Annotated in this window: 26 protein-coding genes; 8 read left to right on the top strand and 18 right to left on the bottom strand. The window is 46.9% G+C overall.

Annotated features, from left to right (window positions below):
• Positions 1 to 87, top strand: an 87-nt coding sequence (locus tag JHL22_RS08505; RefSeq protein ID WP_200235981.1) for a transposase domain-containing protein, incomplete at its 5' end; no start/stop codon positions are given.
• Positions 88 to 105: 18 nt separating this feature from the next.
• Here JHL22_RS08505 and JHL22_RS08500 read toward each other — a convergent pair.
• The 3 genes from JHL22_RS08500 to JHL22_RS08485 form a co-directional block, all read right to left on the bottom strand.
• Positions 106 to 714, bottom strand: a complete 609-nt coding sequence (locus tag JHL22_RS08500; protein ID WP_200235959.1) for an RNA-guided endonuclease InsQ/TnpB family protein — start codon at positions 712 to 714, stop codon at positions 106 to 108.
• A 2-nt stretch (positions 715 to 716) separates the two neighbouring features.
• Complete coding sequence (locus tag JHL22_RS08495) at positions 717 to 1,097, bottom strand: helix-turn-helix domain-containing protein (RefSeq protein WP_200235957.1); 381 nt, start codon at positions 1,095 to 1,097, stop codon at positions 717 to 719.
• A 527-nt stretch (positions 1,098 to 1,624) separates the two neighbouring features.
• On the bottom strand, positions 1,625 to 2,200 hold the full coding sequence (locus JHL22_RS08485) for an NADPH-dependent FMN reductase (protein ID WP_200235955.1): 576 nt from the start codon (positions 2,198 to 2,200) through the stop codon (positions 1,625 to 1,627).
• Positions 2,201 to 2,255: 55 nt separating this feature from the next.
• On the opposite strand from JHL22_RS08485, the gene JHL22_RS16195 reads away from it, so the two are divergent.
• Positions 2,256 to 2,507, top strand: a complete 252-nt coding sequence (locus JHL22_RS16195) for an aspartate/glutamate racemase family protein (RefSeq protein WP_200235979.1) — start codon at positions 2,256 to 2,258, stop codon at positions 2,505 to 2,507.
• Positions 2,508 to 2,532: 25 nt separating this feature from the next.
• Here JHL22_RS16195 and JHL22_RS08475 read toward each other — a convergent pair whose 3' ends face one another.
• Entirely contained in the window at positions 2,533 to 2,952 is a 420-nt protein-coding gene (locus JHL22_RS08475) for a DUF411 domain-containing protein (protein WP_200235953.1), read from the bottom strand.
• Positions 2,953 to 3,257: 305 nt separating this feature from the next.
• Here JHL22_RS08475 and JHL22_RS08470 point away from each other — a divergent pair, with 305 nt between their 5' ends.
• From JHL22_RS08470 to JHL22_RS08455, 4 genes are all read left to right on the top strand, one after another.
• Complete coding sequence (locus tag JHL22_RS08470) at positions 3,258 to 4,238, top strand: tripartite tricarboxylate transporter substrate binding protein BugE (RefSeq protein ID WP_200235951.1); 981 nt, start codon at positions 3,258 to 3,260, stop codon at positions 4,236 to 4,238.
• Positions 4,239 to 4,434: 196 nt separating this feature from the next.
• Positions 4,435 to 5,328, top strand: a complete 894-nt coding sequence (locus JHL22_RS08465; protein WP_200235977.1) for an EamA family transporter — start codon at positions 4,435 to 4,437, stop codon at positions 5,326 to 5,328.
• Positions 5,325 to 5,807, top strand: coding sequence for a glutathione peroxidase (locus tag JHL22_RS08460; RefSeq protein WP_200235949.1), 483 nt, complete (start codon positions 5,325 to 5,327; stop codon positions 5,805 to 5,807). Before JHL22_RS08465 ends, JHL22_RS08460 begins: the two co-directional genes overlap by 4 nt.
• On the top strand, positions 5,804 to 6,508 hold the full coding sequence (locus JHL22_RS08455; RefSeq protein WP_200235947.1) for a glutathione binding-like protein: 705 nt from the start codon (positions 5,804 to 5,806) through the stop codon (positions 6,506 to 6,508). Before JHL22_RS08460 ends, JHL22_RS08455 begins: the two co-directional genes overlap by 4 nt.
• A 93-nt stretch (positions 6,509 to 6,601) precedes the next feature.
• On the opposite strand, the gene JHL22_RS08450 is transcribed toward JHL22_RS08455, so the two are convergent.
• The 7 genes from JHL22_RS08450 to mltG all read right to left on the bottom strand — a co-directional run bounded on the left by JHL22_RS08450 (position 6,602) and on the right by mltG (position 13,023).
• On the bottom strand, positions 6,602 to 7,897 hold the full coding sequence (locus tag JHL22_RS08450; protein ID WP_200235945.1) for a Glu/Leu/Phe/Val family dehydrogenase: 1,296 nt from the start codon (positions 7,895 to 7,897) through the stop codon (positions 6,602 to 6,604).
• A 128-nt stretch (positions 7,898 to 8,025) separates the two neighbouring features.
• Positions 8,026 to 8,805, bottom strand: coding sequence for a hypothetical protein (locus JHL22_RS08445; protein WP_200235943.1), 780 nt, complete (start codon positions 8,803 to 8,805; stop codon positions 8,026 to 8,028).
• 12 nt (positions 8,806 to 8,817) lie between these two features.
• The gene (locus JHL22_RS08440) at positions 8,818 to 9,447 is read right to left on the bottom strand and encodes an ankyrin repeat domain-containing protein (protein WP_200235941.1); all 630 of its coding nucleotides are present in this window, start codon (positions 9,445 to 9,447) and stop codon (positions 8,818 to 8,820) included.
• A 104-nt stretch (positions 9,448 to 9,551) separates the two neighbouring features.
• Positions 9,552 to 10,322 carry a TatD family hydrolase gene (locus JHL22_RS08435; RefSeq protein WP_200235939.1) on the bottom strand — a complete coding sequence of 257 codons (771 nt, stop codon included), beginning with the start codon at positions 10,320 to 10,322 and terminating at the stop codon, positions 9,552 to 9,554.
• Positions 10,323 to 10,350: 28 nt separating this feature from the next.
• On the bottom strand, positions 10,351 to 11,391 hold the full coding sequence (gene holB / locus JHL22_RS08430) for a DNA polymerase III subunit delta' (protein WP_200235936.1): 1,041 nt from the start codon (positions 11,389 to 11,391) through the stop codon (positions 10,351 to 10,353).
• Entirely contained in the window at positions 11,378 to 12,013 is a 636-nt protein-coding gene (gene tmk, locus JHL22_RS08425; RefSeq protein WP_200235934.1) for a dTMP kinase, read from the bottom strand. Before tmk ends, holB begins: the two co-directional genes overlap by 14 nt.
• Complete coding sequence (mltG, locus tag JHL22_RS08420; protein WP_200235932.1) at positions 12,013 to 13,023, bottom strand: endolytic transglycosylase MltG; 1,011 nt, start codon at positions 13,021 to 13,023, stop codon at positions 12,013 to 12,015. The genes tmk and mltG overlap by 1 nt, the downstream gene beginning before the upstream one ends.
• A 225-nt stretch (positions 13,024 to 13,248) precedes the next feature.
• Between mltG and ygfZ the strand changes: the two genes are divergently transcribed.
• Positions 13,249 to 14,247: a CAF17-like 4Fe-4S cluster assembly/insertion protein YgfZ gene (ygfZ, locus tag JHL22_RS08415; protein ID WP_200235930.1), complete on the top strand. Its 999-nt coding sequence runs from the start codon at positions 13,249 to 13,251 to the stop codon at positions 14,245 to 14,247.
• A gap of 37 nt (positions 14,248 to 14,284) precedes the next feature.
• Here the strand turns inward: ygfZ and JHL22_RS08410 are convergent, their stop codons facing one another.
• From JHL22_RS08410 to JHL22_RS08400, 3 genes are read right to left on the bottom strand one after another with little or no spacing between them, the layout of a single operon-like run.
• Positions 14,285 to 15,418 carry an enoyl-CoA hydratase/isomerase family protein gene (locus tag JHL22_RS08410; RefSeq protein ID WP_200235928.1) on the bottom strand — a complete coding sequence of 378 codons (1,134 nt, stop codon included), beginning with the start codon at positions 15,416 to 15,418 and terminating at the stop codon, positions 14,285 to 14,287.
• A 28-nt stretch (positions 15,419 to 15,446) separates the two neighbouring features.
• Complete coding sequence (locus tag JHL22_RS08405) at positions 15,447 to 15,815, bottom strand: RnfH family protein (protein ID WP_200235926.1); 369 nt, start codon at positions 15,813 to 15,815, stop codon at positions 15,447 to 15,449.
• Positions 15,802 to 16,239 carry a type II toxin-antitoxin system RatA family toxin gene (locus JHL22_RS08400; RefSeq protein ID WP_200235924.1) on the bottom strand — a complete coding sequence of 146 codons (438 nt, stop codon included), beginning with the start codon at positions 16,237 to 16,239 and terminating at the stop codon, positions 15,802 to 15,804. Before JHL22_RS08400 ends, JHL22_RS08405 begins: the two co-directional genes overlap by 14 nt.
• 194 nt (positions 16,240 to 16,433) lie before the next feature.
• Between JHL22_RS08400 and smpB the strand changes: the two genes are divergently transcribed.
• A complete protein-coding gene (smpB, locus tag JHL22_RS08395) occupies positions 16,434 to 16,889 on the top strand; it encodes an SsrA-binding protein SmpB (RefSeq protein ID WP_200235922.1) in 456 nt (151 codons plus the stop codon).
• 71 nt (positions 16,890 to 16,960) lie between these two features.
• Here the strand turns inward: smpB and mdlC are convergent, their stop codons facing one another.
• From mdlC to JHL22_RS08375, 4 genes are read right to left on the bottom strand one after another with little or no spacing between them, the layout of a single operon-like run.
• On the bottom strand, positions 16,961 to 18,592 hold the full coding sequence (mdlC, locus tag JHL22_RS08390; RefSeq protein WP_200235920.1) for a benzoylformate decarboxylase: 1,632 nt from the start codon (positions 18,590 to 18,592) through the stop codon (positions 16,961 to 16,963).
• Positions 18,589 to 19,527 carry an SPFH domain-containing protein gene (locus JHL22_RS08385; protein ID WP_329610655.1) on the bottom strand — a complete coding sequence of 313 codons (939 nt, stop codon included), beginning with the start codon at positions 19,525 to 19,527 and terminating at the stop codon, positions 18,589 to 18,591. The genes mdlC and JHL22_RS08385 overlap by 4 nt, the downstream gene beginning before the upstream one ends.
• 10 nt (positions 19,528 to 19,537) lie before the next feature.
• Positions 19,538 to 19,996, bottom strand: a complete 459-nt coding sequence (locus tag JHL22_RS08380; protein WP_200235916.1) for an NfeD family protein — start codon at positions 19,994 to 19,996, stop codon at positions 19,538 to 19,540.
• 38 nt (positions 19,997 to 20,034) lie between these two features.
• Entirely contained in the window at positions 20,035 to 20,364 is a 330-nt protein-coding gene (locus JHL22_RS08375; RefSeq protein WP_200235914.1) for an FKBP-type peptidyl-prolyl cis-trans isomerase, read from the bottom strand.
• Positions 20,365 to 20,382 lie beyond the last annotated feature (18 nt).

Here is a 20,382-nt window from a genome sequence, read left to right as displayed (position 1 = left end):
GCGTACCTGTGTCATGTGCTGTCGGTGATTGCTGACTATCCGGTTAATCGCGTAGACGAGTTATTGCCCTGGCGAGTGCAGCTGTAAAAAACAAGTTTTAAGCTGTCAATACGGTATGGGGCGGAGCGTTACCGTGGACAGTTCCTGCCCCGGTTGTTTGTTTCGGATCAGGCCATACGCAGCATGACGGGCAATCACCCGTGCTGCATTGCGATCCGCATTGTCGGTAAATCCACAAGCGGTACAGGCAAAACCGGACTGATGACGTCGGGAAGCCTTGTCTATCGTTCCACAACGGGAACACTCCTGGGAAGTGTTATGGGGCGGTACAAACACAAGCAGCTTGCCCCGCTGGAATGTCTTATATAAAAGATACTGGCGTAACTGGCCCCAGCCCGATTGCAGGATGGAGCGGTTCAGCCCGGCCTTCTGGCGCACCTGCTTACCGGGCTGGTCTACGGTACCTTTGGCACTGGCCGTCATATTCTTCAGGCTTAAATCTTCCAACGCCACGACCATGGTGGTGCTATCGGCTACCAAGTGATGACTGACCTGATGGGCCATATTCTTGATGCAGTTGGCCCGGTAACGTTGAATTCGGGCCACGTTAAGCCGGGTACGCTGGTAGCGTTTTGACCCTTTTTGTTGTCGGGCCATCTGGCGCTGATAGCGTTTCTTGCGTTGTTCTTTCCTCGCATTGCTGCGGTCGTTCACCGTCAACAAATTCTGACCAATGACTCCCTTGGCATCACTGACGTGACCAGCATGGATTGCCGACCATGGCGTTGCTTGAATTTGGGCCGTCCCCCCAGCCTGGCAAAGAAGCGGCTGTAAGCGTCCCGCCATCGGACTGCACCATTGCGTAATATCTGGCTGGGCACTTCCTTCAGGAAAGGGGCTTGGGCTTTATACTGGGAATAGGTCTGGTCAATCGGGGCATACTGGCCCACCAGTTGCAAGGACTTGCGGGCAAACGTGCGGAAGTAGCGGTCATCCTGCACTTTGGCGTTATAGATAAACCGCTGGCAACCGATCCAGCGCATCAGGATATGCGCCTGTTGTTTGCTGGGGGTGATGTGCAGTAATTGACCTTTCATACTAAATAGTATTATACGGTACATAACCGCTTTGGAGACGGGTTAAACCGGTTTTACGGGAAGCCGTATTTCCGGCATCGGGCCTATTTTGTCGCTTCCGCAGGGGCGGTCACACCGGAAACCGTCAGACACTACATTGACCAACAAACCACTTCCGGCAAAGATTCCCGCCTTGACCCGACACCTAACCATTAAGGTTCAGGTGGGGGAATGCAGCGGGACTTGTTCAAGAAAACAACTTGCTGAATGCTCTGGTAATGGATTGAAATTGAACAGCGGGCCTTGAAAGGGGAAGATACAAAAATTCATATATTATTTACTTTACATAATATACATTATGCGAATAATATTATGACAGCATACAGCTGAAATAACTGACATTAACAAATGCCGAATTGCCTATTACCCGTCCAGTAAAAGGCAACTCAGCATTCATCCAATTAAATTATCTCATCCGTATTCGCAGCAAAAACACAGTGGAAGGAATAATTTCAATAATACATCCTGGACATGGATTAACCCGGGCCTTAAGCGTTCGGAGGCAGCACTGAACACACCCTTGTAATGAATTGATGGAATTCTTCCATGTATTTTTTCAGGAAAGCTTCGGTGGATTCGTCGGTGACTCTCCCGTCTTCAGTAATCAAACCCGGCTTGAACTGGATATAGGCTTCTGGGGAATTCATTTGGGGTGAATTGCAGAAACTTAATAATCCGCGCAAATGTTGCTGTCCAACCGCTGTCCCTATTGAACCGGGTGAAGTTCCAATAACCGCAGATGGCTTGTGGGTAAAGGAGTTTTGTCCATAAGGACGGCTGGCCCAGTCAATAGCGTTTTTAAGACCACCGGGAATAGACCGGTTATATTCGGGCGTAATGAATAAGACGGCATCAACTTCAGCCAGTGACTTCTTGAATTCACGAGCCACTGCTGGGAAATCAGCGTCATAATCATAACTGTAAATAGGCAGATCCCTGAACGGAATTTCTATCATTTGCAACTGGGGTGGTACCAGGTTAACCAGCGCTTTTGAAAGTAACCGGTTAATGGAAGCGGTTGCCAGACTTCCCACCAAATACCCTACTTTATATGTTTTTGACATTCGATACTCCTTATTTATCCAGGTTGGTACAGCAACAATATCGTGTTAAAGCTAACTGATTCTGCTATTCTGGATACGCTTCTGTCAATATGAGATACAAATAGAAAAACTCGAACAGATACTGGCTGATGCCGCCCTACTTTTGCAACAGGCAGGTGCTGATTTCCTGGTGCTGTGTACCAATACCATGCACAAAGTAGCGCCCGTTATTGAATCAGCCACACAAATTCCATTGTTGCATATTGCCGACCCTACCGCCCATGCCATTAAACAGGCCGGTTACAAACGGGTTCATGACGCCTTCTGAAGTGCGTGGTTTGCCGCGCCTCTGGTTAGTCTTTTGAAAACGGCTGTCCGTTAAAATCAACCGTGACCAGGTTACCATCCATGGCCCCCATTCCGGGAGAATTTAACGGCATGCCTGGTGCGGCCACACCCTTGACTGATGCATTGGCCAGCATTTTATGGACTGCCGCAGCGGGAACATGCCCTTCAATTATTTGCCCAGTCCCTTCAACAACCGCGGTATGACAGGAAGCCAGGTTTAACGGCACGCCCAGCTTTTCTTTTACGGCAGTCATATTGCCGGTTTTAATGGATTTAATCTTGAAACCGGCATCTTGCATATGCTGGCTCCAGCCATCACAGCAGCCGCAATTAGGATCTTGGAAAACGGTAATTGTGTTATTACCAGCATAAGCAACAGAGGAGATGGCCAGCATGGCAGCGGCCGATAATAACCGTTTTTTCATTATTAAAACCTTTGTTTGAATGAAGTAAATTAATTCAAACGTTTATTCTAACATTTATAACTTCCACGATATTGGAATTTCTTTCTGTATTTTCAATGCCCTGGATCGCCAATTACTTTAATCCTGGCAACGTGACAATTACGGCAATTATTTCCTTATTGCATAAAGTGCCGATTAAAGCGGGTTAAGCCAACTAATCAGCAAATCAGGCAAACGATAAGTGGTTATCATTTTTGTCATGGTATTTACCCATATTACTGTTTTTTATTTATATATACACTTGTGCGCTGATTCAGGAGGATTTAATGAAATTAAAACAAGCATTCGTACTGGCGGCAACCCTTGGTACCGTAACACTCAGTGGCCTTGCTCATGCAACCGCCAATTATCCCAGCCAGCCAATCAGGGTTATTGTCCCTTTTGCTCCGGGTGGCTCAACTGATATTGTTACCCGTATTGTGGCCCAGGAAATGTCCAAAATCCTGGGGCAATCCTTGGTGGTGGAGAACAAGGGAGGGGCCGGTGGCGCTATTGGCGCAGCAGAAGCAGCACGGGCAAAACCCGATGGCTATACCCTATCCATAGCCACCGTATCCACCATGGCGGTGAATCCGGCATGCCGTCCTAATGATTTGCCCTACGACGCACAAAAAGACTTTGCACCCGTTAGTAATTTTGTTAACACACCTAACGTTATTGTTGTGAACCCAGGCGTTCCAGCCAATAACTTCAAGGAATTCGTACAGGTATTAAAAGACAATCCCAATAAATACACCTATGCCTCACCGGGCATCTGCAGTATTGGGAACTTAAATGGTGAAGCGTTCAAACAGGCGATTGGTGTTGACCTGGTACATGTCCCTTATAAAGGCTCTGGCCCTGCCGTGGCCGATACACTGGGTGGCCAGGTTCATAGCTTGTTCGATAACCTGCCCTCTTCCATGCCTCATCTGCAAACTGGCAAGCTTAAAGCCATGGCGGTTGCCTGGCCCGAGCGCATGAAAGATCTTCCCGATGTTCCCACCTATGAAGAAATGGGATACCCGCAATTGAATAATGGCGTATTCTACGGTTTGCTGGCACCGGCAGGAACCCCAGGCGATGTTATTGAAAAACTGAACAAGGCAGTACGCGAGGCGCTTAAAGAACCCAAAATTGTTGCTGCCCTTGAAAAACAAGGCGCTTTTCCGGCAGGTAATACACCTGAAGAGTTTGCCAAACAAATCAAGGATAATTACGACCTGGCAAAATCAGTGGTTGAGAAAAGCCAGCTTGAAATGAAATAAATAATTTAATAAATATTTATAATAATTTTCAAATGCAATCCAATGCCTTTACAGTGATGCTGTAAAGGCATTGTTTTATGGGGAAAAGCAACAGTTTACCTACGCCAAACACGCATGAGTAATGCCATTTAACAATTAAATTTCCAATCCGATAGAATGGATCATTTCCCCTTTGATACGTGTAATATTTACCCCCATGTCAACGCCCTCTTCTCCTGCCTATTCTCAAACACTGGGAATTATTGCGCTCATTGGCTCCATGGCCTCATTGTGTATTGGTACTTCATTTGCCAAATCCCTGTTTTCCGAAGTGGGCGCGCAAGGAACAACCACTTACCGACTCGTTTTTTCGGCACTGCTATTATGTTGCATATGGCGACCCTGGCGTTTTAAGCTTAATCGCAAAGATGCCTTAAGCATTATTCTGTATGGCTTGTCTTTGGCATCCATCAATTTCCTGTTTTACATGTCGCTGCGCACTATTCCCTTGGGTATTGCGGTAGCTATTGAGTTTATCGGCCCTCTGTCCCTGGCCATTTTTTCTTCACGTAAAAAAATTGATTTTCTATGGATTGCCATGGTGGCAGCTGGCTTATATATGCTTATTCCACAGCAAGATTCAATCGCTGCCCTGGACCCGGTTGGTGTAACCTATGCCGCGATTGCTGGCGCAGGTTGGGCCCTGTATATCATTTTTGGCCAACGAACCCGCAACATTCACCCGGGGCAGGCATCTTCTTTGGGTATTACCGTTTCCGCCCTGGTGGTTTTACCTTTTGGTATTGAACACGCAGGTACGGCTCTGCTGAATCCCTCCCTAATGCTCTTTGGTCTGGGCGTCGCCATTATGTCCAGTGCGATCCCCTACTCGCTTGAAATGATTTCCCTGCGTGCCCTACCCCGTAAAACCATGAGCGTTTTACTTAGTCTTGAACCCGCCATGGGAGCCGTTGCAGGTGTTATTCTTTTACATGAGTTCCTGACATTTCCACAATGGCTGGCCATTGCCTTTATTGTTAGCGCATCGATAGGATGCGCAGTTACGTCCCGTAGCCCGATCCGGGATGAAATGGAGAAAAACCCAACATGAACACGCTCTATGATTTTTCTGCCGCTAAAGCAGACGGCGCCACACTTGAATTATCCAGCCTGAAAGGCAAAACGGTGCTTATTGTCAACGTGGCCTCTAATTGTGGTTTTACCCCTCAATATAATGGCCTTGAAAAACTTTATCAGACCTATAAAAAACAGGGGTTTGAAATTATTGCCTTTCCATGCAACCAGTTTGGTCACCAGGAACCCGGCAGCAATAAAGAAATTATTTCTTTTTGCCAATTGAATTATGACGTCAGCTTTACCATCATGAGCAAGATTGATGTTAATGGCAGTCACGAACATCCATTGTATACTTGGTTAAAAAAAGAAAAGCGCGGGGTTTTGGGTAGCCAAAATATTAAATGGAACTTCACTAAATTTTTAATTAACCGCCAGGGTGAAGTTATCAAGCGTTATGCCCCTGTAACCAAACCTGAACAAATAGAAACCGATATTAAGGAAGCCTTATCATGATTGATCTTTATTACTGGACAACACCCAACGGACATAAAATTACGATTTTCCTGGAGGAAACAGGTCTTGAATATAAAATTATTCCTGTCAATATCTCCAAGGGAGAACAGTTTTCTCCTGACTTCCTGAAAATCGCACCCAACAATCGTATACCCGCTATGGTAGATCATCACCCGATTGATCAAGGTGAGCCTATTTCAATTTTTGAGTCCGGTACAATGTTGCATTACCTGGCTAATAAAACCGGTAAATTTCTATCTTCCGATTTAAGGATCAGGACAGAAACATTGCAATGGCTATATTGGCAAATGGCTGGCTTAGGTCCCATGGCTGGTCAAAATCATCATTTTTCACAATACGCCACTGAAAAAATACCCTATGCCATTGAACGCTATCGTAATGAAACCAACCGTTTGTATGGTGTCCTGAATAAACACCTGGAAGACCGGGTTTATATTGCAGGCCAATATTCCATTGCCGACATGGCTTGCTATCCATGGATTGTGTCCCATGAAAAACAGGGACAAGATCTGGCCGATTTTCCCAACCTGCAACGCTGGTATGAATTAATAAAAGCACGACCTGCAACGATACGCGCTTATGAAATAGCCCATGAAATTAACCCCTCACCAACCGTACATGATGAAGAATCCAGAAAAATCCTGTTTGGGCAAACCGCACAATCTTTAGAAAAAAACTAAGGTTTACAGTTAAAAAGAAACCCCGGTTTTAACGGGCTCTTGTAGCGGGTCCATTAAAACCAGGGTTAAACACCGCAAATTTTTACAAAAAAATTATGGGTAAAGACCCCGTACTTCGCGCGCCTCTAGTATGCGAGTGCAAGCAACAATAAATGCCGCGGTCCGCAAACTTACCTGATGATGTTTGGCTACATTAGAGACAGAGCGATAGGCATCACGCATGAGACGCTCAAGACGCTGGTTAATTTCTTCTTCACTCCAGAAAAAACTTGAAAAATCCTGTACCCACTCGAAATAGCTAACCGTTACACCGCCTGCGTTGGAAATAACGTCAGGAACAATATACACCCCTTTCCGGGTAAGAATGTCATCTGCTTCGGGAGTGGTTGGACCGTTGGCACCTTCTACCAGGATTTTGGTCTTGATCTGGTCTGCATTTTTTATGGTAATTTGACTCTCAAGCGCTGCCGGAATAAGGAAATCGCTGGAAACACTCCAGAAGTCTTCATTTGAAATGGCGGCAGCCTCTGTAAAACCCATGATGCCGGCATGATCTTCGACATAATTTAACAAGTCGTGGATATTGATACCATTTTCATTGTGAATCGTGCCGGTATGATCTTGAATGGCAACCACCTTGGCACCTGTTTCGTGAAACAGGCGGGCCGCAGTACCACCCACATTACCAAAACCCTGTACAGCCACCCTTGAACCGGAAACACTAAGACCGAGATCTTTTGCCGCTTCGCAGGCAGCAACAAACACCCCACGGCCGGTGGCCTCTACGCGCCCAAGGCTGCCACCAAGGGAAATAGGCTTACCGGTAACCACGCCAGTGGCTGTCGCGCCCTCATTCATAGAGTAGGTATCCATCATCCAGGCCATGGTTTGTGGGCTGGTGTTTACATCGGGAGCCGGAATATCTTTGGTTGGACCAATAATAAGACCAATTTCGCTGGTGTAGCGTCTTGTCACGCGTTCAAGTTCTTTTTTTGAGTACTTGCGTGCATCGATGCGAATACCGCCTTTGGCACCGCCAAAGGGTAAATTGACCGCTGCATTTTTAATAGACATCCAGGCTGCCAACGCCATTACTTCTGCCAGGCAGACATCCTGGTGAAAACGTACGCCACCCTTGCCCGGGCCGCGTGATGTATTGTGCTGCACACGATAACCTTCAAAATGGGCAATCGTACCGTTATCCAGTTCAACAGGAACATCGACAATCAAGGAGCGCTTTGGTCGTTTCAGTGTTTCTACCCAACGGCTAAGGGAACCTAGATAAGGGGTAACCCGGTCAATTTGTTGAAGATAGATACCCCATGCACCCAAGTCATTAGGATTTAAATATGAGGGAAGTGGGTGCGAAGTGGATATTTCTGAAGTCATTGAGTTTCTCCTGTGAAATAAACAGTCTTAGTCACTTAATACTTGATTGTACTTGTTCTGTTATGAAGTATTAATCTGTCCCCCTTTATTTTAGATTAAATTTAAACAGGGACAGATAGGGAGACCAGTTAATTTACGCTTGTAACCGCAACGGTATAAACCGAATTACCGCTTTTGATATCCATCTGCATAGTTAGGCCCTTTTCAGGGCAATACCATTCGGTTACGCTTATTGGCTTATTACGTGCGGACTTGCCAGGGGAAATAAGTGTGGATTGAATCTGGCCACTGGAAATGGTGCCTGTATAGGTAACAGGCTGGCAACTCATGGGCCCCATTTTGGTCTGCAGCGGCTGCTGCTTGCCGATTTTTCGTTGGGCAGACTGTAAAAAAGCATTTTCGACATTGACCTGGCTAATGGGAATCGAAGACGGCAAGGACATTGATGCCTGGGCATCGGCCCTGTATGTTTGGGCTGGCAAAGAACCAGACTGCTCATTGATGATGTTGGCAGGCTTAAGGAAATAGCCATTGACCCGGCTTGTAATCACAGAGCGCATGATGGTGCCCAATAATCCTGCTGAATCAAATGAGCCACTTAAAACTGAGCCGCCACTATTAACCATCAAACGAAAATTGCCTGAGCCATTGATTTGCTGTCCGGCAATGGGAGCATTCGCCTGGATATACAAGTCGGCACTGCAATCACTGCCGGCAGCCTTTGTAACCTGCTTGATCCTGATTGTGAAATGCCCTTTCCCACCATTGATATTACCTTCTATTTTCCCATTAGGCTTGAGCCAAGGGCTTTGACAATAAACCTGTTCAGCATGGACATTTGCCCCAACGCCAAAAAATACCAGGGAAAACAGAATATTAAAATGAGTCATACGGGAAAAAGCTTTCATGGTGACGTCCGTTTATCTAAGCATTATTTCAATAAGACCAGGCAATTTCAATTCCCTCGCCAGGTCTATGGCACTTTTACCCAACTGGTTAACTGCCTTGGGATCTGCACCAGCCGCCATCAAGACCTTTACTGCTTCGGGGTTTTTTGAGGTTACCGCCATATAAATGGGCGAACTTCCTTCTGCCGCCGGAGCATTGGGAAATGCCCCATTGGCCAGCAACATCTTGATCATGTCAACATGACCCATTGAAGCGGCATAATGCAAGGGTGCCCACCCCAAGTGGTTAACGTTGGCACCCAGAAAGATGAGTCTTTCTGCGCGGCGTACATCCCCAATAATTGCCAAATACATTAATGGTGTTTCTTGATTAATATTTTCAATATTAAGGTTGATATTAGGGGCTCTAACCAAAACGTCAAATACCCCCATTGATTTGTCACGGATAGCCTGCATGATTGGCGGCTGGCCACCCTGGTTAAGCACATTGACATCTTGCCCTTTTTCTATGGCCTGTTTAACAGAAGACGCCCGGTCATTCTTGATGTCATTCCACCAGGCACCCGATGTATTGGCCAATGCTGACAGGGAAAAAACCATGGCCCCAAGCAGCAAAGAAGATTTCAATTTAATATTGCGCATTGCATACCTTTTCAATTTACTGAATCATATCAAACATAACAGGCATCCAGTATACAAAACGTAAAGACGACCAAGGCAAAGAAAACTGGCAAATTTACCTTGATTTACGCTTTTGCTTTTTGGAATAGCCTAAAAAAGTTCTCCGTACTAGCCTCTTCTATTTCTTTCAAGGTTACCCCCCTGAGATCGGCAATTTTTTCGGCGACATGAATCACCTTGGAGGGATCATTCAATTTGCCTCGAAAAGGAACCGGTGCCAGATAAGGTGAATCGGTTTCAATCAGCAAACGTTCCAACGGTACTTTTTGTGCCACCTCATGCAATTGGTGAGCATTTTTGAACGTAACAATACCCGAGAACGAAATATAAAAATTCTGTTCAATGGCTGCCTGGGCCACTTCCCAGGTTTCAGTAAAACAGTGCATGACGCCACCGCACTGATGGGCTCCCTCTTCTTTCATGAGACGAATCGTGTCTTCGGCCGATGAGCGGGTGTGAACAATTAATGGCAAGCCAGATTGTATCCCTGCCTTGATATGAACCCGAAAACGCGCTCTTTGCCAATCAAGTGGTTCGCTTAAGCGATAATAATCAAGCCCGGTTTCACCAATGGCCACAATTTTGGGGTGCAAGGCATGCTCACACAGCATCTCAAGTGTTGGCTCGGGCGTATCTGCATAGTCAGGATGAACACCCACCGAACCGACAAGATGCGGGTATTTTTCTATCAGGGCAATGATTCTGGGCCAATCCGGCAAATTGACGCTAACACACAGGGCGCGCCCAACATTATTCTGCTTCATTTTGTCCAGAATAGTATCCAGATCCTGGCTTAATTCAGGGAAATCCAAATGACAGTGTGAATCAACAAACATGATTAATGACTTATGAAAAAATTAATGACTATTTGGAAATACAGCTTAATGCAACCCGTTGCAGGGTAGATATAATAAACAAGCGTGCATTTAGCGGATGATCGGCAATTCGCTGCTGCTCTGCCAACCATTTAAGCAGCTGCGATATTTTGTCTGCCGCCATATTAGCGGCAATAATTGATGCATTTTTCCCCAAGGCGGGAAAATAACGGGATGCTTGTCCGAAACAGTTAAGGTTTATGTCAAAAACAAATCGTTGAAGGCTGTCCAGCCACTGTTTTGCCGGTACCTTTTCCAGTTGCTCAGCCAGTTTATCAAGATTGGGCATTTCCCGATGTGCCAGTTTGTCACCAAACGCCGAAAGCCAGTACTTAACCGGCTCATAATCAGACTGGCTAAAAGCCAGTGCACTTAACGGCGCCCCGCCGGTGGCTGCCAGCCAAACCTGACCATCTTCAAGCCCGTTTTTCTGTAGCCAGGCTAAAGCCATGGCGGTTTCTGGAACCGGCAAAGCCAAACGGCGGCAACGTGACAGCAAGGTAGGCAACAAACGCTGGATAGAATGCGTGACCAAAAGAAAAATGGTGTTTGCTGGCGGCTCTTCAAGGACTTTAAGCAAAGCATTGGAAGAAGCGGCATTCAGGCTTTCTGCCGGATACAGCACAATCACGCGATACCCTCCCCGGTGGGTAGAAACCGTGAACAGTTTTTCAAGCTGGCGAACCTGCTCTATCCTGATGTCCTGGGAGAGGGATTTTTTTGATCCGCTTTCTTCATCATTTTCGGCCGCAGTGGCAAGCCCTTCTTTAACGGCAAGGGCATCGGGCAATACCATTCGTAAATCGGGATGGTTGCCCGATTTTACCCAACCGCAGGATTCACAGTGCCCGCAAGCAATCCCGTTATGGGATGACTCACACAATAAACTGGTAGCGGCCGCATGGGCAAATTTCAGTTTGCCTATGCCCGGTATGCCATGAATGATCCAGGCATGTGAAAAACGCTCTTTATTACCCAGCCATTGACTGGCCATGGCGGTCTGCCATGGCAGGAACTCAGGTATGTGCATTTTTTCCCTGTCCAATAAATTGCAGCAGGCGGGTTTCAATAAATTCCTTAACCTCTTCATAAGGCCAGGTGGAATCAATCAGCATAAACCGCTGCGGGTCATTGGCAGCCCGCTGTAAATAGGCATTGCGAACCGCCTCAAAAAACGCATCGTTTTCCTGTTCAAACCGGTCAAGGGCGGCGCCGTGCCTGCCCAGCCGTTCACGCGAAACTTCAAGCGGCACATCAAATAGCAGTGTTAAATCAGGGTTCAGGCCTTCTTGCACCCAGTTTTCCAATACAGAAATTTTGTTGGTATCAAAATGACGGCCCCCCCCCTGATAGGCATAGGTACTATCGGTAAACCGGTCGCAAAGCACCAGCTTGCCAATTGCCAGGGCCGGTTTGATGACCTGGTTAAGATTTTCCTGGCGTGAGGCAAACATCAGCAAGGCTTCGGTTTCCTGGCTCATGGCTTCATGGAGCAGGATTTCACGCAATTTCTCACCTACTGGTGTGCCCCCGGGCTCGCGCGTCATCACCACTTCCAGGCCATGCCGCGTGAAAAAATCAGGCAACCATTTCATGTGGGTACTTTTTCCGGCGCCATCAACGCCTTCCAGTGTAATAAAAAGCCCTGTCATTACTGACCCCTTTTCAAAATATATTTTTGTACGTTTTGATTGTGTTTTCTAAGGTTTTCGGCAAACTCACTGGTTCCGTCACCCCGCGCAACAAAATAATAAAACCCGTGTTTTTCAGGGTGCAAGGCTGCCTGTATGGACAATGCCCCTGGCATAGCGATAGGCGTAGGTGGCAGTCCCGCACGGGTATAAGTATTCCATGGCGTGTCGGTTTGCAGGTCTTTTTTGCGAATCCTGCCTTGGTATTTGTCACCCATGCCATAAATGACGGTCGGGTCTGTTTGCAACAGCATATTTGCCTTGATCCGGTTAATGAACACACCAGCCACCCGATCCCGATCCTGACTATGACCGGTTTCTTTTTCAACAATCGAGGCCAGAATCAGGGCTTCATAAGGGGTTTTAAGAGGAATCTCGGGATCACGGTTTTCCCAGGCTTGCATCAACTGTTTCTGCCCTTCATCATAAGCCCGCTTTAAAATCTGAAAATCACTATCACCTGGCACAAATACGTAGGTTTCAGGAAAAAACAAGCCTTCAGGATGCGTATGGTCCGAACCCAGTTTTTTCAACAATTCTTCATCGGTAATATCAGCCAACGTTTGTGTAATATCCTTATTGGCCAGCAAGGCCTGGCGGATTTGCTGATAAGTCCAGCCTTCGATCAGGGCAATCTGGCGCCTGATCATATCCCCTTTGGCCAGTTTGTCCAGGACGTCAACCGGTGTCATGCCCTGGGTAACTTCATAGGCGCCGGCCTTTAGCTGGACATCCTGCCCAGTATAACGAGCATATAAAATAAATAGCTGCGGCTCAATATCCAATCCGGCTTTGGCCAGGGTCTCGGCAACCGTGCGGATGGTACTGCCCTTGGGAACCGTAAACTCCACCGTTTGAGATGACATAGGGATGGGGCTAGTGGACCAGTGCCAGACTTTACCGCCCAACCCGACTGCCAGCAACAGGGCGCAAATAACAAAAGCCAGAACAAGGGACTTGAATAATTTCATGCGTACAAGCGTATTGGAGTAATTTAACAAGGCTCAATTGTATCAGGCAAAAAGACAATAACCATCCATTCAAAGATATGAACCAAAAGGCTTCACGCTATAAAATTAGAGACCGCATACCAGTGGCCATTAACCTTTATCAGGATCAGGAAATACACCCGATCGGAGCAATATGGCGTACTATTTAAACATTCAAATTTGTATCAGTAATGCAGGATAATAGCCATGATTTCAGAACCTCAAGAACATATTGACGATACTTTATTTCAAAGTGATCTCACCCATTTTACCGTTTTCTCTGTCACCGGAGCCGATGCAAGCAGCTTTCTGCAAGGACAGATCACCCAGGATATAGAACTGGCCACCGAAAACCATGCCGTACTTTCAGCTTATTGCTCTCCCAAAGGACGGGTTCTGGGCAGCTTTCTTATCTGGAAAGACGCATCAGCAGATAATGAACCGGCCTTAAAGTTTCTGGTTCGTAGCGATATTGCCGAGCCGTTACTTAAGCGCCTGCGCATGTATGTCATGCGCTCAAAGGTGGTTTTTACGCCAGACACGCTAGCAGTCAAGGGAATTTGGTCACCCACAATCGAAAAATTGGGTAAGTGGCTTGAGTTGGATCTGCAACAAATACCCGCATGGAATGTTGTATCAAAAGACGGATGTACCTGGATAGCCTTGCCAGATGTGGCTGGCAACAAACGTTTCATCTGTATTTATAACTCCCTGGTGAGCAATCAGGAGGGTTTCTGTTCCTTATTAAACCATAAAGACAGCGCACAATGGGATACACTGGAAATCTTAAGCGGCACCCCATGGATTGAAAAAAACAATCAGGAACTGTTCATTGCACAAAGCATCAATTTTGATGCGATTAATGGCATTAGTTTTACCAAGGGATGCTATCCCGGCCAAGAGGTGGTTGCACGCAGCCACTATCGCGGCACCTTAAAGCGCCGCATGGCAATTGGCATCGTTAGCAATGCCACAGACCCTGAAACCTGGCAGCCAGGCAAAGATGTATTCGATGCACAGGACAGCCATGAACCGTGTGGTCTAATCGTTAATAGTAGCGCTTTCGATGGCAAGGTCTATTTGCTGTTTGAAACCAAGCTGGTGGCTCTGGAACATAATCAGATAAGCATTGGCGGTATTGATGGCCCCAAAGTGGAACTGGTTGATATCCCGTATTCACTTGAAAAGCCTGAAATCCGGAAATAATTCAACAGAACCATTTCCGGTTTATTAATTATTAATATTACGCCAAGCCAGACAAGGGATGCCTGTCTGGCTTGGGCCAGGGAGCGTCAAAATACGATGCCAACAATTCATCACTAACATCGTTAATATCAGAAGGAACCCATTGAGGGTTCTTGTCTTTGTCCACCAACAGGGCCCGAATCCCTTCCTGTAACTGGCCATTGGCACAACAATGCAATGCCACTATATATTCCATACGAAAAACATCAACCAAAGACAGGTGCAAAGCGTAACGTTGCAGGGTAATTCCCAACGCCATGGAAAGCGGGGCGCCTTTTAACATGGTGCTGGCGGCACGGGATAACCAGGCATTGTCACTGTCTTTGAGCAGGGCAATATTGCGGTAAATGGTTTTAATATCAGCCGGCGCACAAATTTCATTGATCAACGCATAATGCTGTTGCAAAGGCCCAACTTCGGCAGGCTTACCCTGATGCGCAGATAAAACCGTATGCACAAGATCATCATTGACTATACGCTGCTGAGGTGCCTGCCAGGCTGATTCAAGCAAGGCATTAAGCACTGCATCCCAATTTGCATGCTCTACCTGGTAGTTGGCAAGACCGGCAAAAAGCGCATCAGACGTGTTGACAATGGCACCCGTGCTGGCCAGAAACAAGCCTGTTCTGCCTGGCAAATGATTTAATACCCAGCTTCCACCCACATCGGGGAAAAGGCCAATACTGACTTCTGGCATGGCAAGGCGGGAACTTTCGCTCACCACTCTGTGACTGGCGCCAATCATCAGGCCAATGCCACCGCCCATGACAATACCGTGCCCCCAGCAAATAACCGGTTTGCTGTAGGTATGTATTTGATAATCCAGTTTATATTCAACTTCAAAAAATTCGCGTGAATACGTATTCGCCCATGCGCCCTGCCCTTGATAAGTTTGCATGCTTTGATACAAACCGTGTAAATCACCGCCCGCACAAAATGCCTTTTCACCGGCGCCTTGCATGATAACCAGTACCACTTCCGGGTCTTCTTCCCATTGGGTAAGCTGTTCACTTAGCAAGCGGCACATCTCTAGTGAAAGCCCGTTTAAAACGTTAGGCTGGTTAAGCGTGGCAACACCAATTTTGCGCCCGTTATTGGTGTTGAGTTCAGTAAATAATACAGGTGACGACATTGTTCCTCCTTCAGTCGTATGGTTTTTTTTAAGTGTTATCCCGGTGTTCGGTGTAGTTATTGATGCGTGATTTTTTTTGCCTGAGGTGCCTCTTGGTCAGGATACCTGCTTTGCGGTGTTCCGCCCGGCGTCTTCTGGATTCTTTGGGATCAAATACAAGCTTGCGGTAAAGCTCAATCCGGTCACCTTCTTGTACCGTTTGCCCAGGTGCGCATTTAATACCAAACACCCCCTTTCCAAGGCTACTAATATCCAGCTCGGGAAAAGCATTGGCTATACCACTTATCGCAATAGCATCAGCAATAGTGCTTCCGGCCGGCACGCAAAAACTTTTACACCATATGTGGCTGGCCGTAACCGGGAAGCTAAGGGAAATATGAAGATCAGCGGTCGCCATAAACAACCTGGGCCCGTTTGGTGAATGAGTCAATAAAGCTGTTGGCAATACGGTTGAAGACGGGACCTACCAGCATCTCAAGCGTTTTACTGTTGAAAGCATAATCAAGGGTAAAGAGCACTTTACAGGCATCCTCATCCAGTTTGATGAATTCCCATGTGCCATTTAACGCGGAAAACGGGCCATCAACCAGTTTCAGTTCTATTTTTCCTGGGTAGGTGTAGGTATTGCGAGTGGTGAATGTTTGTTTTATTTTTGCCAGACTGATGGTAACCGATGCCACCACGCCGTCTTCAAGTTGTTCTTTGACGGCCGAGCCGCCACACCATGGCATGAATTCTGGATATTTTTCAACATCGGAAACCAGATCAAACATCTGGCTTGCCTTGTAAGGAAGAAGTACGGAGCGTTGGACAGTATGCATTAAGAAATTTTACAGATTAAATCAATTAGCCAATGGCGAATATAAACGAATATGGACGTTTAAGGGCAATATTGCCATAAATTTCATTTTCATGTGATGTATTCATTTACAATATGGCCTTAAGCCGACATCATAAATATACTTTCATAAAAAAATCCTATTTTAACGGCTGTAGCATTTTTATAATATAAATCATGAGCATTGTAGAAAATCGTAAAGCCCGCCACGACTATTCCATTGAAGAAAATTTTGAAGCCGGAATTGTCCTTGAAGGCTGGGAAGTAAAAGCCATCCGGGCCGGAAGGGTTCAGCTAGCTGAAAGCTACGTTATTGTACGTGATGGCGAACTCTGGTTGCTGAATATGCATATCAGCCCACTGGCCACCGCTTCCACCCATATTCACCCCAATGCAACGCGCACACGCAAATTGCTAATGAACAAAAAAGAAATCAACAAGTTGATTGGCAAGGTGGAAATCCGTGGTTATACCCTGGTGCCCCTTAACCTGCATTATAAAAACGGGCGTATCAAGCTGGAATTTGGCCTTGGCAAAGGCAAGAAACTTCATGACAAACGTGACAGCGCCCGCGATAAAGACTGGCAGCGTGAAAAAGAACGCATCATGAAGCACGACACTCGCCGCCAATAAGAAAGAACTTACCCGCCAATAAAACAGAAGGCTCCAGAGAGCCTTCTTTGGCATAGGAAAAATTTAACTCATTAAATTAATGGCGGGATAGACGGTAAAACAGGTACTTCAATGACCGTCGGGCCTTGCCGCTTAAAGGCTTCCTGACAAGCCGCTTTCACTTGCTCAGCGGTTTCAGCATACACGGCATAACAGCCGTAACCTTTGGCCAAAGCAACAATATCCAGTCCAGGAATGTCAAGACCTGGCACATTTGGTGTTTTTTCCAATACGGCAAACGATTTCAGAATGGTATATTCGCCGTTTTTCGGGATGACATACACAATTGGCAATTGCTGTTGTGCAGCGCTCCAAAGCCCTTGAATTGAGTATTGCATTGAACCATCACCAATAATGGCAAGTACCGGGCGATTACGGCCACTGTCTTTTTCACCCAGCGCAATCCCAACACTGGCAGGCAACCCCCATCCTAAAGACCCGCTGGCAAAGGTATAAAATGAATCCGGTGCTTCAATGGGCCATTCACGATGCAATTCAGCCAGATTGGACGGGGATTCCTCGATCAGAATAGTGTCTTTGGGCGAAACTTCCCGCAAAATACGGAATAGCCCGGCAGCACTTAAGGTATCCGGGTTGGTTGCCGGTGTAACTACCGGTGGATGGGCAGCCATATTATGTACCTGTCTGGCAACAACTGGCGGTTTCTCCCCTTTGGCAGATACCAGGTCAATCAAACCTTCAAGCGCCAGGATTGCATCGCTTAACAGGCCGCCCCCCACTGGGGCGCGCCCGATTTCTAACGGATCATCGGAAATATGTAACAGGCGCAAGCCTTCAGGAATATAAGAGCCTGCCACATAAGGATAATACCGGAAAACCGGCGCCCCAATCACAACGGCCAGATCATGGCCTTCCAGCTTTTCAGATAGCGGTTGAATGGCAAAGGGCAAACTGCCCACATACAAAGGGTGGGTTTCAGGAAAAGACGGGCGTTCGGATGCTGGCGCGGCCCAAACAGGAATATTTAATTTCTCGGCCAGTGTGATGCCAGCTTCCCAGCCCTGCCCTCTGGCAATGGCAGAACCGTAGATCAGGACAGGATTTTCCGCAGCCATAATTGCATCTGCAAACGCTTTCAATCGTAGCGGATCGTACCCAATACGCTGTGGCACAGAACGTATAACCGCCTGCTCTTCTTGGGCCGTTTTATCCCAATCATCAAGTGGAATTGATAAAAACACAGGCCCGGCCGGTGGCTGCAACGCCATGGCATACGCGCGCATGAAGGCGGCGGGCACATCTTCTGCCCGAACGGGCTGGTAGCTCCATTTAACCCACGGCTTGGGTAATGTTTCGGGCTCTATATTGCTTAGCCATGGCTCCATTAAGAGCATTTCACGGGTTTGGTTACCAGCTGTGATGATCAGGGGTGTCCGATTCATATAGGCCGTTAACATATTGCTCATGGCATTGCTGAGTCCTGCTGAGGTATGGACGTTTACTAGCGCTACCTTACGCATGGATTGTGCATAGGCATCCGCGGCAGCCACCGCGGATGCCTCATGTAATGTTTGGATATAGCGGAAATCAGCCGGAAATTCTTTAAGGAACGTTTCTTCCGTAGACCCCGGATTACCAAAAACAGTAGTGATATCCAACTTGCGCAGTAAATCGAATGTTACCTGGCGGATATTCTTTTTCATGGCGTAGGTGTTTTATTGGTATTTTTAATAATCGTCATGGCAGAAGCGATCATGCCGCCCATATCTGACAGATTACCCGGCAGAATCAGGGTATTACCTTCCTTGGCCAGATTGCCAAAGGCCTCTACGTAATTTTCTGCCACCTGTAAGTTAACGGCGGCAAGACCACCCGGCTGCTCAATGGCATTGGCTACTTTAATAATCGCCTCAGCCGTTGCGGTTGCAATGGTGGTAACTGCCTTGGCTTCACCCTCGGCATTATTGATTTGTGCCTGTTTTTCACCTTCAGAGCGCGCAATGGCCGCTTCACGCTCACCGGTTGCAATATTGATTTGCTCTTGGCGGCGACCTTCAGAAGCCGCAATCAGGGCCCGTTTTTCACGTTCAGCTGTAATTTGTGCCTGCATGGCACGTAAAATTTCGCTAGGTGGTGTCAAGTCCTTGATTTCATAGCGCAACACCTTGACACCCCAGTTTGTCGCGGCTTCATCAAGTGAGGACACAATAGTACTATTAATCGCATCGCGTTCCTCGAAAGTGCGATCAAGTTCCATACGGCCAATGACTGAACGCAAAGTGGTTTGCGCAAGCTGGGTAATGGCCACAATGTAGTTTGACGAGCCGTACGAGGCCCGCATGGGATCGGTAACCTGAAAGAAAATAACGCCATCCACCTGCAACTGCGTATTGTCACGGGTAATACAAACTTGGCTGGGAACATCAAGGGGGATTTCTTTTAATGAATGCTTATAGGCAATTTTTTCTATGAAAGGGATAACAAATTTTGCACCCGGAGACAGGGTTCTGTCGAATTTGCCCAACCGCTCTACGATCCATGCATGTTGTTGGGGAACAATAGCAATGGTTTTAATGAAGATAATCAGGGCTAATATAAAGACAATAAGCCAGAAAATAATGGATGTATCGAATTCCACGGTCATTCTCCTATGGATTGGCTGGAACTGGCGACGACTTATGCACCGGTTTTAAAACAAGGGTGACACTTTGGATATCGACAATGACATATTGCCCAGGCAAAGGTGCTTCAGAAATGGAAGGATCCAGTTTTACCTGCCACTGGGCACCTCTGTAATAAACCGTTGATGTGCGGTTATCTGTCCATGACTTTACCTCTACGTGCTGGCCAATATCCAGATTGACATTGCTGTCGCTGGTTGCCTTAAGATGCCCTTTTTTTAACAGCACGCCTGTTTTTTTAAGAATAACCAGCCCGGCCATGCCGATAATGCTACAGGTTGCCACTTGTGCGGCCAGGCTAAAACCAAAATAGGCGACAATACCTGAAGCGGCCAGCCCGAACGCCACCAGCAACATATAGAATGTGCCCGAAAGCAGTTCAGCAATAAGTGCCATAACCGCAAGACCAAACCAGACCCAAAGCATATTATCACCTATAGCAAAACCCGTTAATAAGCGTACTTTTAAGACAACTCGAGTAATTCAACCTCAAAGACAAGGGTTGCATTAGGCGGAATAACACCCCCTGCGCCACGAGCACCATAACCTAACGATGCAGGAATGGTTAATTTTCGTTTACCACCAATTTTCATGCCTGCCACGCCCTGGTCCCATCCTTTAATGACGTGACCTGCGCCCAAAGGGAAAGAAAATGGCTGGTTACGGTCTTTGCTGGAATCAAATTTTGCACCATTATCCAGCAACCACCCAGTATAGTGTACGGTTACGTGCTGACCGTTCCTGGCCTCTTCACCGCCACCCACTTCAATATCTTCAATAATCAATTCACTCATTTCAATTTCCTTAAATAC

The sequence above is a fragment of the Advenella mandrilli genome, from assembly GCF_016595155.1.
GTDB lineage: Bacteria > Pseudomonadota > Gammaproteobacteria > Burkholderiales > Burkholderiaceae_B > Advenella > Advenella mandrilli.
The sequence above is the reverse complement of the archived record's forward strand: the minus strand, read 5'-3'. Positions and strand labels throughout refer to the sequence as shown.

Excerpts from the sequence above, each read along its gene's own strand:
- JHL22_RS08410 (WP_200235928.1), bottom strand. The coding sequence starts at position 15,418 with ATGTCGTCACCTGTATTATTTACTGAACTCAACACCAATAACGGGCGC.
- JHL22_RS08475 (WP_200235953.1), bottom strand. The coding sequence starts at position 2,952 with ATGAAAAAACGGTTATTATCGGCCGCTGCCATGCTGGCCATCTCCTCT.
- JHL22_RS08445 (WP_200235943.1), bottom strand. The coding sequence starts at position 8,805 with ATGAAAGCTTTTTCCCGTATGACTCATTTTAATATTCTGTTTTCCCTG.
- JHL22_RS08485 (WP_200235955.1), bottom strand. The coding sequence starts at position 2,200 with ATGTCAAAAACATATAAAGTAGGGTATTTGGTGGGAAGTCTGGCAACC.
- JHL22_RS08400 (WP_200235924.1), bottom strand. The coding sequence starts at position 16,239 with ATGCATACTGTCCAACGCTCCGTACTTCTTCCTTACAAGGCAAGCCAG.
- tmk (WP_200235934.1), bottom strand. The coding sequence starts at position 12,013 with ATGACAGGGCTTTTTATTACACTGGAAGGCGTTGATGGCGCCGGAAAA.
- JHL22_RS08450 (WP_200235945.1), bottom strand. The coding sequence starts at position 7,897 with ATGACTTCAGAAATATCCACTTCGCACCCACTTCCCTCATATTTAAAT.
- JHL22_RS08440 (WP_200235941.1), bottom strand. The coding sequence starts at position 9,447 with ATGCGCAATATTAAATTGAAATCTTCTTTGCTGCTTGGGGCCATGGTT.
- JHL22_RS08435 (WP_200235939.1), bottom strand. The coding sequence starts at position 10,322 with ATGTTTGTTGATTCACACTGTCATTTGGATTTCCCTGAATTAAGCCAG.
- JHL22_RS08470 (WP_200235951.1), top strand. The coding sequence starts at position 3,258 with ATGAAATTAAAACAAGCATTCGTACTGGCGGCAACCCTTGGTACCGTA.
- JHL22_RS08460 (WP_200235949.1), top strand. The coding sequence starts at position 5,325 with ATGAACACGCTCTATGATTTTTCTGCCGCTAAAGCAGACGGCGCCACA.
- ygfZ (WP_200235930.1), top strand. The coding sequence starts at position 13,249 with ATGATTTCAGAACCTCAAGAACATATTGACGATACTTTATTTCAAAGT.
- JHL22_RS08495 (WP_200235957.1), bottom strand. The coding sequence starts at position 1,097 with ATGAAAGGTCAATTACTGCACATCACCCCCAGCAAACAACAGGCGCAT.
- JHL22_RS08465 (WP_200235977.1), top strand. The coding sequence starts at position 4,435 with ATGTCAACGCCCTCTTCTCCTGCCTATTCTCAAACACTGGGAATTATT.
- JHL22_RS08455 (WP_200235947.1), top strand. The coding sequence starts at position 5,804 with ATGATTGATCTTTATTACTGGACAACACCCAACGGACATAAAATTACG.
- holB (WP_200235936.1), bottom strand. The coding sequence starts at position 11,391 with ATGCACATACCTGAGTTCCTGCCATGGCAGACCGCCATGGCCAGTCAA.
- smpB (WP_200235922.1), top strand. The coding sequence starts at position 16,434 with ATGAGCATTGTAGAAAATCGTAAAGCCCGCCACGACTATTCCATTGAA.
- mltG (WP_200235932.1), bottom strand. The coding sequence starts at position 13,023 with ATGAAATTATTCAAGTCCCTTGTTCTGGCTTTTGTTATTTGCGCCCTG.
- mdlC (WP_200235920.1), bottom strand. The coding sequence starts at position 18,592 with ATGAAAAAGAATATCCGCCAGGTAACATTCGATTTACTGCGCAAGTTG.
- JHL22_RS08405 (WP_200235926.1), bottom strand. The coding sequence starts at position 15,815 with ATGGCGACCGCTGATCTTCATATTTCCCTTAGCTTCCCGGTTACGGCC.
- JHL22_RS08375 (WP_200235914.1), bottom strand. The coding sequence starts at position 20,364 with ATGAGTGAATTGATTATTGAAGATATTGAAGTGGGTGGCGGTGAAGAG.
- JHL22_RS08380 (WP_200235916.1), bottom strand. The coding sequence starts at position 19,996 with ATGCTTTGGGTCTGGTTTGGTCTTGCGGTTATGGCACTTATTGCTGAA.